We start from the raw sequence: 14,445 nt of genomic DNA on the forward strand, positions 1-14,445 counted from the left end.
GTCGCGCGCCTACGGTATCAAGAAGTTCTTGGTTTGCCGTCAATGGCCGGTGTTGCATCCTTTGTAGCAGGAATGGCGCTGGGCAGATGACGGGCAATCAGCCCGCGATACGCTGCAGCACCGAGGCAGGCACCGACAATCGGTGCAAAAATCGGAATCAGGAAATACGGGATATCGCGAGCGCCGGTGAAGGAAATTTCACCCCAGCCCGCGAAGAAAGTCATCAATTTCGGTCCGAAGTCACGCGCCGGGTTCATCGCAAAGCCGGTCAGCGGACCCATCGAGCTGCCAATCACCGCAATCAGCAGGCCGATCAGCAGTGGCGCCATTGGCCCGTTGGGCAGACCGTTGTTGTCGTCGGTCAGGGACATGATCACGCCCATCAGGACGGCGGTGATGATCACTTCAACCAGGAAGGCCTGGGCGGTGGACAAGGCCGGGTTGGGGAACGTGGAGAACACCGAGGCCAGTTCGAGGCTGGCTTGAGTGCCGCGAACCATATGGTGAGTTTGTTCGTAATCGAAGAAAAGATTGCTGTACAGCGTGTAAACCAACAACGCGCCGCAGAACGCGCCAGCCACTTGGGCAAGAATGTAGAAAGGCAGTTTGCGTTTTTCGAAGTCGGCGAAAATGCTCAGCGCGATGCTGACGGCAGGGTTGAGATGAGCCCCGGAAACCCCGGCGGTCAAGTAGATCGCCATGCTGACGCCGACGCCCCAGATGATGCTGATTTCCCACAAGCCAAAGCTGGCACCCGCGACCTTGAGCGCGGCAACGCAACCAGTACCAAAAAAGATCAGCAGTGCAGTGCCCAGAAACTCGGCCATGCATTGGCTGGAGAGTGACGGTTGTTGTAAAGCAGTTGTCATCGAAAACCTCTTTGTTTTTGTTGTCTGGCGCTTTTTTCGTCATGGCCAAAGCGCGATTTTCACCGAGGCAGGATCCCCATCCTGTTCCCGGCTTACTGCTGGTTACTGCGTTGTCACGTTGTACGGTATTCAGATTCGAAAAAATATAGACAAGAAACACTGCTGTCAAAGGTCGAAAGTGAACTACCAGTCACATTGAAACTATTAGTCACATGAATGATCGTTTTGTTTAGGCGACGAGACGATCTCTGACGAACGGTAAAAACCTGCGCCAAGCTGTGGAAACACTGCCGTGATAGAGCCTTTTGTGGAGCAATGACCTAGAATCCAGCGCAGTATTTTTTCTCTGCCGCCCAGTCTGGAGCTGTCATGACCCCCGCATTGGATTTGTTGAAAAAAGTTCGTGCCGAACATCGCGTGCACAGTTACGAACATGACCCGAAGGCAGCGTCCTATGGGCTGGAGGCCGCGGAGAAACTGGGCCTGGACCCGGCACAGGTATTCAAGACATTGCTGGCGGCCAGCGAGAAAGGGGAATTGCTGGTGGCCGTGGTGCCGGTCGTCGGAAGTCTCGACTTGAAGGGCCTGGCGCATGCGGCCGGGGTGAAAAAAGTCGAAATGGCCGACCCGGCCGCGGCGCAACGTTCGACGGGTTATCTGTTGGGTGGTATCAGCCCGCTGGGGCAGAAAAAGCGCTTGCGCACTTTTATCGACAATTCGGCCCAGCCCTTCGCCAGCATTTTCGTCAGTGCCGGTCGGCGCGGTCTTGAAGTGGAACTGGCGCCCGCAGTACTGGCCGAACACACACAGGCCAAGTTCGCCGATATCGGCCGCGCCTGAATCAGGGAGAAGGTTATGCAGCTTGAGTTTCATCAGGTCGATGCGTTCAGTGATCGGCCGTTCAGTGGTAACCCGGCGATGGTCTATCGGCTCGATGCCTGGCTCGCCGACGAGTTGATGCAGAAGATCGCCGCCGAGCATAACCTTGCCGAAACCGCCTTCGTGGTGCGTGAGGGGCAGGGCTGGCACATTCGCTGGTTTACCCCGACGACCGAAGTGCCTTTGTGTGGGCATGCCACCTTGGCCAGCGCGTACGTTTTGTTTGAAATCTATCAAGAGCCGGTCGAGCGCTTGGACTTCATCTGCAAATCCGGTCAGCTGAGCGTGAGTCGCGAAGGTGAGCGGCTTTGGCTGGATTTTCCCGCAATCGTACCGGCTGAAGTCGGCGTGACACTGGATGTCGAGCGCGCCTTGGGCGTCGAAGTGGTCGATGTGCTCGGTTCAAATGAATTGTTTGTGGTACTGGAATCGGAGCAGGCCGTGCTCGATTGTCAGCCCGACATGGTCGCGTTGGCCAAACTGCCTTGGCCGGGCGCCATCGTCACCGCCAAGGGCGGCAAGCATGATTTTGTGTCACGGTACTTCGCGCCGGCGATTGGTATCAACGAAGATCCGGTGACTGGATCGACCCATTGCAGCCTGATTCCGTACTGGTCGAAACGTTTGGGCAAGTCGGATCTGACGGCGTATCAGTGTTCGAAACGCGGCGGGGAGTTGTTCTGCCGACTGGAAGGGGACCGGGTGAAGATCGGCGGGAATGCGACGCTGGTGGCGAGTGGAACGCTGATCGTGGGCTGACTCAAAACCATCGTGGGAGCGGGCTTGCTTGTGAAAGCGGTGTGTCAGTCGACATCATGATTGACTGACACACCGCTTTCACAAGCAAGCCCGCTCCCACATTTGGTCCGCGTGTATTAGCTGGCAGTGCTGAAGCGACGGACACCGGAGTCCACCGCCAGAATCTGTGCTGCCATGCTGCCGGACGCCTGGAACAACACCAGATGTTCAGCTGATACCCGAATGCCAACTTGCGCACCGATCGGATGATCCGCATGGCTCGGGAAGATCGACTCAAGCTGCGAACCGGTCGGCAACTGCAACCGATACAACGTCGATGCTCCCTGGAACGACTTGCCGACAATCCGCGCCTTCAAATCGCTGTCCGGCGCATAAACGATATCGTCCGGGCGCAGCAGCACATCCACCGCACCGCCAACCGGCCACGTGTAGGCACGATTGCCGCGCAATTGACCCAGCTCGGTCTGCACCGATTCCGGGCTGCTCAACTGACCGCGAATGAAGTAACCCTGACCAATGAAACTGGCTACATATGGCGTCAGCGGTTCGTGATACAGGTTGTAGGGCGTATCCCACTGTTCCAGGCGACCTTCCTTGAAAACCCCCACATGATCGCTGACTGCAAAGGCTTCTTCCTGGTCGTGTGTCACCAGAATCGCGCTGGTGCCACGGGCCTTGAGGATGTCGCGCACCTCATGGCTGAGCTTGCGTCGCAGCTCGCCGTCAAGGTTGGAAAACGGTTCGTCGAGCAGCAGCAATTGCGGCTCCGGCGCCAAGGCGCGGGCCAACGCGACACGCTGCTGCTGTCCACCCGAAAGCTCGTGCGGAAAGCGTTTGCCGAGGTTTTTCAGGTTGACCAGTTCCAGCAGCTCTTCGGTCACGCGGTCCTTTTGCGGATGCTTGCGGATCCCGAACCCGATGTTCTCGGCCACACTCAGATGTGGAAACAGGGCGTAATCCTGAAACACCATGCCGATCCTGCGTTTCTCCGGCGCGAGGGTGAACCCGGCGCTGGAGATTGTTTCGCCTGCCAGTGTGATTTCACCTTCGTGCACCGGTTCGAACCCGGCAATCGCCCGCAGAGTCGTGGTTTTTCCGCAGCCTGAAGAGCCAAGCAGGCAACCGATGTCGCCGGCATTCAAATGCAGGTTGAGGTTCTGCACAACGCGCTGGTCCTGATAACCGCAGGCGAGGTCGCGCAGGTTTAGCAGTAGTGGCTGGCTCATGCGTGGTGATACGCCGGCTCGACGAGAAACTCGAGCAGGGCCTTTTGTGCGTGGAGGCGATTTTCCGCTTGATCCCAGGCGACGGAGCGCGGGTCATCGAGCAGGTCCAGGCTGATCTCCTCGCCACGGTGGGCGGGCAGGCAGTGCATGAACAGCACGTCCTCGGCGGCCAGATCCAGCAGCGCGCGATTGACCTGGAACGGTGAGAACAGCTTCAGGCGCTTGGCGGTTTCTTCTTCCTGGCCCATGGAGGTCCAGACGTCGGTGCTCACCAGGTGCGCGCCACGCACGGCATCCTTCGGATCGCGAACGATGGTCACCCGGTCGCCGGCCTTGGCCACGAATTCGGGGTTGGGTTCATAGCCCTCAGGGCACGCGATGCGCAGCTGGAAGTCGAACTGGATCGCCGCTTCTATATAGCTGTTGCACATGTTGTTGCCATCACCGATCCAGGCCACGGTTTTGCCCTGGATCGAGCCACGGTGTTCGAGGAAGGTCTGCATGTCCGCCAGCAACTGGCACGGGTGCAGGTCGTCGGACAGGCCGTTGATCAGCGGGACGCGCGAATTGGCGGCGAACTCGGTCAGTGTGCTGTGGGAAAACGTACGGATCATCACCGCATCGAGCATGCTCGACATGACGATGGCGGCGTCGCCGATCGGCTCGCCACGGCCCAGTTGGGTGTCGCGCGGCGACAGGAAGATGGCCTGGCCGCCGAGCTGGATCATGCCGGCCTCGAACGAGATACGGGTGCGGGTCGAGGACTTCTCGAAAATCATCCCGAGTACGCGGTTTTTCAGAGGCTCGAACAGTACGCCGCGGTTACGCAGGTCTTTGAGCTCAACGCCTCGACGGATCACGCTGACCAGCTCTTCGGGCGTGCAATCCATCAGGGAGAGAAAGTGCCTTGCGCTCATCATTGACTACCTTTTTGCAACAGACCGCAGATACTCAAAGCCTTGTTTAATCGAAAAACGGGCGAGACCTGCGGCGTAAGCCGCACGGGGCGACGAAATAGGGAAGGCGCGATCTTGACATTAAATGTCGCGTTTTTCCAATAGGCTACGGTGTTTAGGGGATTTCAGAGGGGCTACGGGGTGATCGCAGTAGCGCATTTGAAGCCGGTTTCCTGACAGCAGCCCGTCATTTGTACACTGGGCTCGCGGGGCTTTGCAATCAAGCGGGGCGGGCAGGGTTTACGGGTGGTCGGTTTCTGGCGCGGTATTCCGGATATCGGATGGCAATGTGCCTCGTCTGAAACACTTGCTAATGCAATGTGCTGGGTTATAACTAAGTCACGAATGACGCAGGAAGCCTTCGGAATGGAATCGAAAGAACAGCAACTCATGGAACTGCTCGGCCTCACGGCCCGCTCACTGACGCATCTCACAGCTTCCATGACCTCGATGTCCTTCGAGCTTTTGCGAAGCAACGACGAGGTGACCAAGGCTGCTGGCCGGCGAATGATCGATCGCATGGCGACCATCAGCGCAGGTCTCGACGAGCACTGGCGACTGATCGGCGAACTGACCGGGGTGCATGTCGCCCACGAGCAGATCGAAACCGTTCAGGAGATCCAGTTGCAGGCGCCGCCAAGGCTGCCGGCAAACTGATCCGGAGCGGCCATCGGCTGGCCTGATGGTCGCCGATTCACAAGACGAACGTCGCTGGCGCAGCGGCGGAGCGCAGGCCATAGTTTTGATCCCGCGGCCGATATTGCCCGCCCAGAACAAAACAGAGACTGGCCATGACCAAGACTCTCCATCACCGTGCCTGCCACCTGTGTGAAGCCATCTGCGGCCTGACCATCGAGACCACCGAGGTCGATGGCGATGTGCAGATCACCTCGATCAAGGGCGATGCCCAGGATACGTTCAGTCGCGGGCACATCTGCCCCAAGGCTGTCGCCCTGCAAGACATACAAAACGACCCGGACCGTCTGCGTCAGCCGATGCTGCGGGTCGGCAGTGAATGGCAGCCTATCGAATGGGATGACGCCTTCAACCTGGTCGCTGAACGCCTGGCCGGGATTCAGGCACGGCACGGGCAGAACGCGGTCGCGGTTTATCAAGGCAACCCCAGCGTGCACAACTACGGGCTGATGACCCACAGCAATTACTTCCTCGGCCTGCTGAAAACCCGCAACCGGTTTTCTGCGACGTCGGTCGATCAGTTGCCCCATCACCTGACCAGTCATTTGATGTATGGCCACGGTTTGCTGTTGCCCATTCCGGACATCGATCACACCGATTTCATGTTGATCCTGGGCGGTAATCCGCTGGCCTCCAATGGCAGCATCATGACCGTGCCGGATGTGGAAAAGCGTCTGAAGGCGATTCAGGCCCGGGGCGGCAAAGTGGTGGTGGTCGACCCGCGCCGCAGCGAAACGGCGGCAATCGCCGATCAACATCTGTTCGTGCGTCCCGGTGGCGATGCGGCATTGTTGTTCGGGCTGCTCAATACCTTGTTCGCCGAAGGCCTGACCCGCGAAAGCCATTTGCCGGTGGACGGTCTGGAAGAGGTGCGTGAAGCCGTCGCAAGTTTCACTGCTGAGGCCATGAGCCCGCTATGTGCTGTGCCGGCCGAGCAGATTCGCCAACTGGCGCGGGACTTCGCGGCGGCCCCGACAGCGGTCTGCTATGGCCGCATGGGGGTCTCGACCCAGGCGTTCGGCACGTTGTGCCATTGGGTGGTGCAGTTGATCAATCTGGTCACCGGCAACCTCGACCGAGTGGGCGGCGCGTTGTGCACCGAGCCGGCGGTGGACCTGGTAGCGTCCACCTCGGGCGGGCATTTCAACCTGTGGCAGAGTCGTGTGTCCGGACGTCCGGAATACGGCGGCGAATTGCCTGTGTCGACGCTGGCCGAAGAGATGCTCACCGAAGGGGAGGGGCAGGTCCGCGCGCTGATCACCGTAGCCGGCAATCCGGTGCTGTCGACGCCCAATGGCCGGCAGCTTGAACAGGCGCTGGACGGGTTGGAGTTCATGGTCAGTGTCGACTTGTACATCAACGAAACCACACGCTATGCCGACCTGATCCTGCCATCGACATCGGCCCTGGAAAACGATCACTACGACACCACCTTCAACATGTTCGCGGTGCGTAACGTCACCCGGTTCAACCGCGCGATCCTGGCCAAACCGGAAGGCGCGCTGCACGACTGGGAGATTTTCGTCGGGCTGGCCAAGGCCTTTGCCGCGAAGACCGGCAAAGAACTCATGCCGACGATCCCACCCGCACAGATGATTGATCGTGGTTTGCGGATGGGGCTGTATGGCGATGCCTCGGAGCACCAGCTGTCGCTGGCGACGTTGTTCGATCATCCGCATGGAGTTGATCTTGGTGCGTTGAAATCCAACCTGGCTCCGCGCCTTAAAACCGCTGACCAGCGCATCCAGGCAGCCCCTGCGGTCATTCTTGCCGACCTGGCTCGCTTCGCCGCGCTGCAAGCGCCGGCCACCGATGAATTGCTGATGATTGGCCGCCGTCACGTACGCAGCAACAACTCGTGGATGCACAACTATCATCGACTGGTGAAGGGCAAGCCGCGTCATCAATTGCTGATGCATCCGGACGATCTTGCCAGTCGCGGTCTCAGCGACGGGCAGCGGGTGCGAGTCAGTTCCCGGGTCGGCATGATCGAAGTGGAAGTGCAGGGCAGTCTGGACATGATGAAAGGCGTGGTCAGCCTGCCGCACGGTTGGGGCCATGCGCGACCCGGCGTGCAGATGACGATTGCCAGCGGCCAGCCGGGTTCCAGCGCCAATGACCTGACCGACGAGTGTCAGCTCGACGAGTTGTCGGGGAATGCGGCGTTGAACGGTGTTCCAGTGATCGTGGCGGCGGCTTGATTGAGTCTGTCGGGGAGACCGAGCATGGCGCTCGGGTTTCCGTTACAATGCGCCACCGTGCCGACCCCTGAGTCGGAAAGTTCAGCCGAGGTGCTCCATGGATATCATCGAAACGATTAAAGAGCAGATTGCTAACAACACCATTCTGCTTTACATGAAAGGTTCGCCGAATGCCCCGCAGTGTGGCTTCTCCGCGAAAGCCGCGCAGGCCGTGATGGCATGTGGTGAAAAGTTTGCGTACGTGGACATCCTGCAGAACCCGGAAATCCGCGCCAACCTGCCAAAATACGCCAACTGGCCAACCTTCCCGCAACTGTGGGTGGGTGGTGAGCTGGTCGGCGGTAGCGACATCATGACCGAGATGGCTGCAGACGGTTCGTTGCAGGCCACGATCAAAGCGGCTGTTGAAGCGGCTGCTGCCAACAAGTCCGAAGCCTGATTCCTTGCAGGAGCCGGCTTGCTGGCGATCAACGAACACGCGGTTAGTCCGATTGACCGCGGTGTCTGGATCGCCAGCAAGCCGGCTCCTGCAGGAGTGAAGTGCCACCCGGATCTCGGGCATGAAAAAGCCCCGCTTCTCTAAAAGAGAGCGGGGCTTTTTATTGCCTCAAGATTAGCGGGCGCTAATTACTCTTCGCCCATCTGCGATTGCAGATAGTTCTCAAGACCGACTTTATCGATCAGGCCCAGTTGGGTTTCCAGCCAGTCGATATGTTCTTCTTCGGATTCGAGAATGTCTTCGAGCAGTTCACGGCTACCGAAATCGCCAACAGTCTCGCAATGAGCAATCGCGACTTTGAGGTCCGCGTGGCCGGTACGTTCGATGCGCAGGTCGCATTCCAGCATTTCCTGGGTGTGCTCGCCGATCTGCAGCTTGCCCAGGTCCTGCACATTCGGCAGGCCTTCCAGGAACAGGATGCGCTTGATCAGCTTGTCCGCGTGTTTCATCTCGTCGATGGACTCGTGGTATTCATGCTTGCCCAGCTTGTTCAGACCCCAATCTTCATACATGCGCGCATGCAGAAAATACTGATTGATCGCGACCAGTTCATTGGCAAGGATCTTGTTGAGATGCTGGATGACTGTAATGTCGCCTTTCATAATGGGGTCCTGCCCTGTATTAGCTGTCTATAGAGCAGAGTTTGAGCTGCACAATTAAGAGTGTCAAACCTAAGTTATTGAAACTTAAATGAAAATTAATCGGAATAAGAATGTTTGTGTTCCGCGTCTAGCGCGTAACTAGTTGATTTTCAGGTATAAAAAAACCGGACATGAAGTCCGGTTCTTTGGAATAGGGTATTTACGCGGCAGTAAATTCTACAGGGAAAGGAATTGCAGCCTGAGCCGTTTGCAACTTGGTCAGGGTTTCACGCACCACTTCCTTGGCAAGGCAGGCGCATTTGCCGCATTGGCTGGCTACGCCGGTAGCCTGGCGGACTTCCTTGTAGCTGCAGCATCCTTCATAGATTGCTTCGCGGATTTGTCCGTCGGTGACGCCAGTGCAGAGGCAGACATACATAAGCTAAGAACCGTCGCTGGTGGTGACTCAGTTGCGATGGATCTTAATGTTAACGAGAATGATTGTCAAAGTGGTTTCTGAAAGCTTTGCGTTATAAATGTGCATGGCTGACGAACGGTTTTCTCCAGGGCAATCTGCCAGTAAGCGTGGAAGACGGCAATTTGAGGTGTTGGCGAAAAACCGTTGAGGACAGCTCAAAAACGCAGTGTATGATGGCCGGTCCTTATGAAGCGGGTGGGTGTCACAGGGCTGTCGCCTGAGGGTGGCAGGCTGGCATCAACCCGGAACTTCACGTTTTTACACCAGGAGATATTCAATGAGCGTACTCGTAGGCAAGCAAGCCCCTGACTTCACCGTACCGGCCGTACTCGGCAATGGCGAAATCGTCGACAGCTTCACCCTGTCGTCGGCCATCAAAGGCAAATACGGCCTGGTGTTCTTCTACCCACTGGACTTCACCTTCGTTTGCCCATCCGAGCTGATCGCTCTGGACAACCGTATGTCCGACTTCAAGGCACGCAACGTTGAAGTGATCGCCGTTTCGATCGACTCGCACTTCACTCACAACGCATGGCGCAACACCCCGGTGAACAATGGCGGTATCGGCCAGGTTCGCTACACCATGGCTGCCGACATGAAGCACGAAATTGCCAAGGCCTACGACGTTGAGTCCGAAGGCGGCGTGGCTTTCCGTGGCGCGTTCCTGATCGACGACAAAGGCGTTGTCCGCTCGCAGATCATCAACGACCTGCCGCTGGGCCGTAACATGGAAGAGCTGATCCGTCTGGTTGACGCTCTGCAATTCCACGAAGAGCACGGCGAAGTCTGCCCTGCCAACTGGAAGAAAGGCGACAAAGGCATGACCGCTTCGACCGAAGGTGTCGCGGCTTACCTGACCGAGAACGCTGCTGCCCTGTAAGGCGCGTTCGAGGCATAAAAAAACCGGCCATTGAGGCCGGTTTTTTTATGGGCGGAAGAAACGGTGATTCCTGTAGGAGCCGGCTTGCTGGCGATCCAGGCACCTCGGCAATCAGACAAAACGCGGTGGCTGAATCGCCAGCAAGCTGGTTCCTACGAAAAGCCGATCAGTCGTTGTAGTCTTCCCAGCCGCCCATTTGCTTCCAGCGATTGACGATGCCGCAGAACAGCTCAGCCGTCTTCTCGGTGTCGTAGCGAGCCGAGTGGGCCTCGCGACCGTCGAAATCGATGTCGGCCGCCTGGCAGGCTTTCGCCAGCACGGTTTGACCGTAGGCCAGACCGGCGAGGGTTGCCGTGTCGAAGCTGGAGAATGGATGGAACGGGTTGCGCTTCATGTCCAGACGCGCAACCGCAGCGTTCAGGAAGCCCAGATCGAAACTGCTGTTGTGCCCGACCAGGATCGCCCGCTTGCAGCCGTTGGCTTTCAGTGCCTTGCGGATGCCACGGAAGATATCGGTCAGCGCCGCTTCTTCACTCACGGCCATGCGCAACGGGTGATCGAGTTTGATCCCGGTGAACTCCAGGGCGGCCGCTTCGATGTTGGCGCCTTCAAAAGGTTCGACGCGGAAGAAGTAGGTGTGATCCGGGTAGACAAAACCCTTCTCATCCATGGCAATCGTGGTCGCGGCTATTTCCAGCAAGGCGTCAGTGGCAGAGTTGAAACCACCGGTTTCAACATCGACAACGACTGGCAGGTATCCACGGAATCGAGCTGCCATCGGGTGGCGTGGACCACCTCCGCCGCCTTGACCGTCCTGTTCGTCGTCGAAATGGTCTTCACTCACGCGTGTTCCTCCAGCAGGCGCCAGCGCAGTTTTTCACCGGCGCGCAGCGGGATAACGGTCAGCTCGCCAAATGGCAGGCTGGTTGGGGCGGTCCACTCGTCGCGGACCAGGGTGATGCGATCGGTGTTCACCGGCAGGCCATAGAAGCGCGGGCCGTTAAGGCTGGCGAAGGCTTCGAGCTTGTCCAGCGCATTGCGCTGTTCGAACGCTTCGGCGTACATCTCGATCGCCGCATAAGCGGTGTAGCAACCGGCACAACCGCAAGCGGCTTCCTTGGCGTGCTGGGCGTGTGGCGCCGAGTCGGTGCCCAGGAAGAACTTGTCGCTGCCGCTGGTGGCGGCGTCGAGCAGGGCTTCCTGGTGGGTATTGCGCTTGAGAATCGGCAAGCAGTAGAAATGCGGCCGAATTCCGCCGACCAACATGTGGTTGCGGTTATACAAGAGGTGATGCGCGGTGATGGTCGCGCCAACGTTGGCGGAAGCCTCGTTGACGAACTGCACGGCGTCGGCGGTGGTGATGTGTTCGAACACCACTTTGAGTGTCGGGAAACGCTCGACCACACGACGCATGTGCTCATCGATGAAGCGTTTTTCGCGGTCGAACACGTCGACATCGCCACGGGTGACTTCACCGTGAACCAACAAAGGCATCCCGACTTCGGCCATGGCCTCGAGTGCAGGGAAAATCTTGTCGATGCTGGTGACGCCAGAGTCCGAGTTGGTGGTCGCGCCGGCCGGGTACAACTTGGCGGCATGCACGAAACCGCGGGCCTTGGCTTCACGAATTTCTTCGGGCTGGGTGCGGTCGGTCAGGTAAAGCACCATCAACGGTTCGAAACGGCTGCCGGCCGGACGTGCAGCGAGAATCCGCTGGCGATAGCCGTCGGCTTCAGCGGCGTTGCGCACCGGAGGTACCAGGTTGGGCATGATGATGGCGCGACCAAAGGTGCGCGCGACATCCGCAACGGTATTGGTCAACACGGCACCATCGCGAAGATGAATGTGCCAGTCGTCGGGACGCAGCAGGGTCAGGCGGTCGGACATGAGGGGATTCCAGGCGGGTCAAACTCAGGGGAATGCTACCGGAAAAGACTCTCTCAGGCACTCGCTATCAAGTTTTGCGGGAAGCTTCCGATATCCAACAGGTACGCCGTAAATATGTGTGTGTCGGTCTTTTTGTTGTAGAAGCCAGTGGAGCCTCCCGTGCGCCAGCGTTATTTAGCCTTGCTCAGTGTGTTTGCCAGCCTTCCTGCAATGGCGCTCACTTTCCAGACCCGTCTGGAGAGCATCGAGTGGACGGTCGAAGGGGACAAGTTCGAGTGTCGCCTGACTCAACCCATTACCGATTTCGGTTCGGGTGAGTTCGTGCGTCGCGCTGGCGAGCAGGCGACGTTTCGTCTGAAAGCCTACAACTCGATGGTCGGCGGCGGCTCGGCGACCTTGTTGGCGGCCGCTGCACCCTGGCAGCCGGGGCGTGGCGACATCAATCTCGGTTCCGTGCAGATCGGCAGCGGCAATGTGCTGTTCAACAGCTCACAGGTTCAGGCCGGACGCTTGATCAGTGGCCTGATGGATGGGCGCAGTCCGGTGGTCCGACATTATTCCGGTGATGGCCGGGTCTCGGAAGTGCGGCTGTTGCCGGTCAAGTTCAGCAAGGCATTTAACGAATATCAGGGCTGCGTGGCGAAACTGCTGCCGAAGAATTTCGAGCAGGTCAAACAAACGCAGATCGGCTTTCCCGGCGATGGCCTGGATCTCGACGCGCAGGCCAAGGCTCAGTTGCAGGTGATGCTGGAGTTCATGAAGGCCGACCCGACGGTCAATCACATCGAGCTCGACGGCCACTCCGACAACAGCGGCAACCGCCTGACCAATCGAGACCTGTCGCGGCGTCGGGCCCTGGCGGTCATGGAGTTCTTCAAGGCCAACGGTGTGCAGGAATCGCAGATTACCGTGCGCTTCCATGGCGAGCGCTATCCGTTGGCGCCCAACACCAATGCGGCCAATCGGGCGAAGAACCGTCGGGTCAACGTGCACCTCGCACGGGTCGCGCCCACCGAGCAGCCGGCGCCTCAATCAACGGCATCTGCGAGCACGGCGAAGACTTCCTGACTCCTCGGTCATCGTCGCGCGTTCGACATAATCTGTCGCTTCGTCGTCATAAGCTGTCGCGCCACTGTAAATTATTCCGTATGAGCGGTAGACTTCCCGGCTTTCCGTAGAACCCCGTGGAGTGATGGCATGGCGGACGTAAACAAGGTCGTTCTGGCGTATTCCGGCGGCCTGGACACTTCGGTGATCCTCAAGTGGCTGCAGGATACTTATAACTGTGAAGTCGTGACCTTCACCGCTGACCTGGGTCAGGGCGAAGAGGTCGAACCTGCACGTGCCAAGGCTCAGGCCATGGGCGTGAAAGAGATCTACATCGACGATCTGCGCGAAGAATTCGTGCGCGATTTCGTTTTCCCGATGTTCCGCGCCAACACCGTTTACGAAGGCGAGTACCTGCTGGGTACTTCCATCGCTCGCCCGTTGATCGCCAAGCGCCTGATCGAAATCGCCAACGAAACCGGCGCTGACGCCATTTCCCACGGCGCCACCGGCAAAGGCAACGACCAGGTTCGTTTCGAACTGGGCGCCTACGCCTTGAAGCCAGGTGTGAAAGTGATCGCACCGTGGCGCGAATGGGACCTGCTGTCCCGTGAAAAGCTGATGGATTACGCTGAAAAGCACAACATCCCGATCGAGCGTCACGGCAAGAAAAAATCCCCGTACTCGATGGATGCCAACCTGCTGCACATCTCCTATGAAGGCGGCGTGCTGGAAGACACCTGGACCGAGCACGAAGAAGACATGTGGCGCTGGACCGTCTCCCCGGAGAAGGCCCCGGACAAGGCCCAGTACCTGGAACTGACCTACCGCAACGGCGACATCGTTGCACTGGACGGCGTCGAAATGACCCCGGCCACCGTACTGGCGACCCTGAACCGTATCGGTGGCGAACACGGCATCGGCCGCCTCGACATCGTCGAGAACCGTTACGTGGGCATGAAGTCCCGTGGTTGCTACGAAACCCCAGGCGGCACCATCATGCTGCGCGCTCACCGTGCGATCGAATCGATCACCCTGGACCGCGAAGTGGCTCACCTCAAAGACGAGTTGATGCCTAAGTACGCCAGCCTGATCTACACCGGTTACTGGTGGAGTCCTGAGCGTCTGATGCTGCAACAGATGATCGATGCTTCCCAGGCTCACGTGAACGGCGTCGTGCGCCTGAAGCTGTACAAGGGCAACGTGATCGTCACTGGCCGCAAGTCCGACGAATCGTTGTTCGACGCCAACATTGCGACATTTGAAGAAGATGGCGGCGCCTACAACCAGGCGGATGCGGCCGGCTTCATCAAGCTGAACGCTCTGCGCATGCGTATTGCGGCGAACAAGGGCCGGAAGCTTTTCTAAGTTTCTGACACCCTGATGGAATTTGTGGCCTTGTTTTCGACAAGGCCACAAATTTGGAAATAGAGGGTTTTTTTCTGACATTGCGATTCATCTTTCTTCTTGTTTTGTAAACGCCACTC

At 58.4% G+C, this 14,445-nt stretch carries 15 protein-coding genes; 8 read left to right on the forward strand and 7 right to left on the reverse strand.

Annotated features, from left to right (window positions below):
• Positions 1 to 17: 17 nt before the first annotated feature.
• Positions 18 to 869: an MIP/aquaporin family protein gene (locus tag FBY04_RS24545; RefSeq protein WP_084322701.1), complete on the reverse strand. Its 852-nt coding sequence runs from the start codon at positions 867 to 869 to the stop codon at positions 18 to 20.
• A 369-nt stretch (positions 870 to 1,238) separates the two neighbouring features.
• Here FBY04_RS24545 and ybaK point away from each other — a divergent pair, with 369 nt between their 5' ends.
• The gene (gene ybaK, locus FBY04_RS24550) at positions 1,239 to 1,709 is read left to right on the forward strand and encodes a Cys-tRNA(Pro) deacylase (protein WP_007971306.1); all 471 of its coding nucleotides are present in this window, start codon (positions 1,239 to 1,241) and stop codon (positions 1,707 to 1,709) included.
• A gap of 15 nt (positions 1,710 to 1,724) precedes the next feature.
• A complete protein-coding gene (locus tag FBY04_RS24555) occupies positions 1,725 to 2,507 on the forward strand; it encodes a PhzF family phenazine biosynthesis protein (RefSeq protein ID WP_145317488.1) in 783 nt (260 codons plus the stop codon).
• Between the two features lie 116 nt (positions 2,508 to 2,623).
• Here the strand turns inward: FBY04_RS24555 and FBY04_RS24560 are convergent, their stop codons facing one another.
• A complete protein-coding gene (locus FBY04_RS24560) occupies positions 2,624 to 3,733 on the reverse strand; it encodes an ABC transporter ATP-binding protein (RefSeq protein WP_084322703.1) in 1,110 nt (369 codons plus the stop codon).
• The gene (gene argF, locus FBY04_RS24565; protein WP_031319095.1) at positions 3,730 to 4,650 is read right to left on the reverse strand and encodes an ornithine carbamoyltransferase; all 921 of its coding nucleotides are present in this window, start codon (positions 4,648 to 4,650) and stop codon (positions 3,730 to 3,732) included. Before argF ends, FBY04_RS24560 begins: the two co-directional genes overlap by 4 nt.
• Positions 4,651 to 5,055: 405 nt before the next feature.
• Between argF and FBY04_RS24570 the strand changes: the two genes are divergently transcribed.
• The 3 genes from FBY04_RS24570 to grxD all read left to right on the forward strand — a co-directional run bounded on the left by FBY04_RS24570 (position 5,056) and on the right by grxD (position 8,025).
• Positions 5,056 to 5,346, forward strand: a complete 291-nt coding sequence (locus tag FBY04_RS24570; protein ID WP_084322704.1) for a hypothetical protein — start codon at positions 5,056 to 5,058, stop codon at positions 5,344 to 5,346.
• Positions 5,347 to 5,480: 134 nt separating this feature from the next.
• On the forward strand, positions 5,481 to 7,586 hold the full coding sequence (locus tag FBY04_RS24575; RefSeq protein WP_145317491.1) for a molybdopterin oxidoreductase family protein: 2,106 nt from the start codon (positions 5,481 to 5,483) through the stop codon (positions 7,584 to 7,586).
• Positions 7,587 to 7,683: 97 nt separating this feature from the next.
• Entirely contained in the window at positions 7,684 to 8,025 is a 342-nt protein-coding gene (gene grxD / locus FBY04_RS24580) for a Grx4 family monothiol glutaredoxin (RefSeq protein ID WP_064679482.1), read from the forward strand.
• A 188-nt stretch (positions 8,026 to 8,213) separates the two neighbouring features.
• On the opposite strand, the gene bfr is transcribed toward grxD, so the two are convergent.
• The gene (gene bfr, locus FBY04_RS24585; RefSeq protein WP_017340571.1) at positions 8,214 to 8,687 is read right to left on the reverse strand and encodes a bacterioferritin; all 474 of its coding nucleotides are present in this window, start codon (positions 8,685 to 8,687) and stop codon (positions 8,214 to 8,216) included.
• Positions 8,688 to 8,886: 199 nt separating this feature from the next.
• Complete coding sequence (locus FBY04_RS24590) at positions 8,887 to 9,105, reverse strand: bacterioferritin-associated ferredoxin (RefSeq protein ID WP_008032160.1); 219 nt, start codon at positions 9,103 to 9,105, stop codon at positions 8,887 to 8,889.
• Between the two features lie 316 nt (positions 9,106 to 9,421).
• On the opposite strand from FBY04_RS24590, the gene FBY04_RS24595 reads away from it, so the two are divergent.
• Positions 9,422 to 10,024, forward strand: a complete 603-nt coding sequence (locus tag FBY04_RS24595) for a peroxiredoxin (protein ID WP_017340570.1) — start codon at positions 9,422 to 9,424, stop codon at positions 10,022 to 10,024.
• A 166-nt stretch (positions 10,025 to 10,190) separates the two neighbouring features.
• Here FBY04_RS24595 and rnt read toward each other — a convergent pair whose 3' ends face one another.
• Together rnt and pyrC are read right to left on the reverse strand one after the other, a co-directional pair.
• Positions 10,191 to 10,868 (reverse strand): ribonuclease T, encoded by a 678-nt coding sequence (gene rnt, locus FBY04_RS24600; protein ID WP_007938919.1) that lies wholly within the window; start codon positions 10,866 to 10,868, stop codon positions 10,191 to 10,193.
• Positions 10,865 to 11,911, reverse strand: coding sequence for a dihydroorotase (gene pyrC / locus FBY04_RS24605; RefSeq protein ID WP_145317494.1), 1,047 nt, complete (start codon positions 11,909 to 11,911; stop codon positions 10,865 to 10,867). The genes rnt and pyrC overlap by 4 nt, the downstream gene beginning before the upstream one ends.
• 159 nt (positions 11,912 to 12,070) lie before the next feature.
• Between pyrC and FBY04_RS24610 the strand changes: the two genes are divergently transcribed.
• On the forward strand, positions 12,071 to 12,979 hold the full coding sequence (locus FBY04_RS24610; protein WP_084322708.1) for an OmpA family protein: 909 nt from the start codon (positions 12,071 to 12,073) through the stop codon (positions 12,977 to 12,979).
• Between the two features lie 129 nt (positions 12,980 to 13,108).
• Positions 13,109 to 14,326 carry an argininosuccinate synthase gene (locus FBY04_RS24615; protein ID WP_008009296.1) on the forward strand — a complete coding sequence of 406 codons (1,218 nt, stop codon included), beginning with the start codon at positions 13,109 to 13,111 and terminating at the stop codon, positions 14,324 to 14,326.
• The last annotated feature ends 119 nt before the right edge of the window (positions 14,327 to 14,445 follow it).

The sequence above is a fragment of the Pseudomonas sp. SJZ080 genome, from assembly GCF_007828295.1.
GTDB classification, from domain to species: Bacteria; Pseudomonadota; Gammaproteobacteria; order Pseudomonadales; family Pseudomonadaceae; genus Aquipseudomonas; species Aquipseudomonas migulae_A.

What these genes read in the sequence shown, in the direction of transcription:
- FBY04_RS24545 (WP_084322701.1), bottom strand. Translation starts at nt 869, where the DNA reads ATGACAACTGCTTTACAACAACCGTCACTCTCCAGCCAATGCATGGCC.
- ybaK (WP_007971306.1), top strand. Translation starts at nt 1,239, where the DNA reads ATGACCCCCGCATTGGATTTGTTGAAAAAAGTTCGTGCCGAACATCGC.
- FBY04_RS24555 (WP_145317488.1), top strand. Translation starts at nt 1,725, where the DNA reads ATGCAGCTTGAGTTTCATCAGGTCGATGCGTTCAGTGATCGGCCGTTC.
- FBY04_RS24560 (WP_084322703.1), bottom strand. Translation starts at nt 3,733, where the DNA reads ATGAGCCAGCCACTACTGCTAAACCTGCGCGACCTCGCCTGCGGTTAT.
- argF (WP_031319095.1), bottom strand. Translation starts at nt 4,650, where the DNA reads ATGAGCGCAAGGCACTTTCTCTCCCTGATGGATTGCACGCCCGAAGAG.
- FBY04_RS24570 (WP_084322704.1), top strand. Translation starts at nt 5,056, where the DNA reads ATGGAATCGAAAGAACAGCAACTCATGGAACTGCTCGGCCTCACGGCC.
- FBY04_RS24575 (WP_145317491.1), top strand. Translation starts at nt 5,481, where the DNA reads ATGACCAAGACTCTCCATCACCGTGCCTGCCACCTGTGTGAAGCCATC.
- grxD (WP_064679482.1), top strand. Translation starts at nt 7,684, where the DNA reads ATGGATATCATCGAAACGATTAAAGAGCAGATTGCTAACAACACCATT.
- bfr (WP_017340571.1), bottom strand. Translation starts at nt 8,687, where the DNA reads ATGAAAGGCGACATTACAGTCATCCAGCATCTCAACAAGATCCTTGCC.
- FBY04_RS24590 (WP_008032160.1), bottom strand. Translation starts at nt 9,105, where the DNA reads ATGTATGTCTGCCTCTGCACTGGCGTCACCGACGGACAAATCCGCGAA.
- FBY04_RS24595 (WP_017340570.1), top strand. Translation starts at nt 9,422, where the DNA reads ATGAGCGTACTCGTAGGCAAGCAAGCCCCTGACTTCACCGTACCGGCC.
- pyrC (WP_145317494.1), bottom strand. Translation starts at nt 11,911, where the DNA reads ATGTCCGACCGCCTGACCCTGCTGCGTCCCGACGACTGGCACATTCAT.
- FBY04_RS24615 (WP_008009296.1), top strand. Translation starts at nt 13,109, where the DNA reads ATGGCGGACGTAAACAAGGTCGTTCTGGCGTATTCCGGCGGCCTGGAC.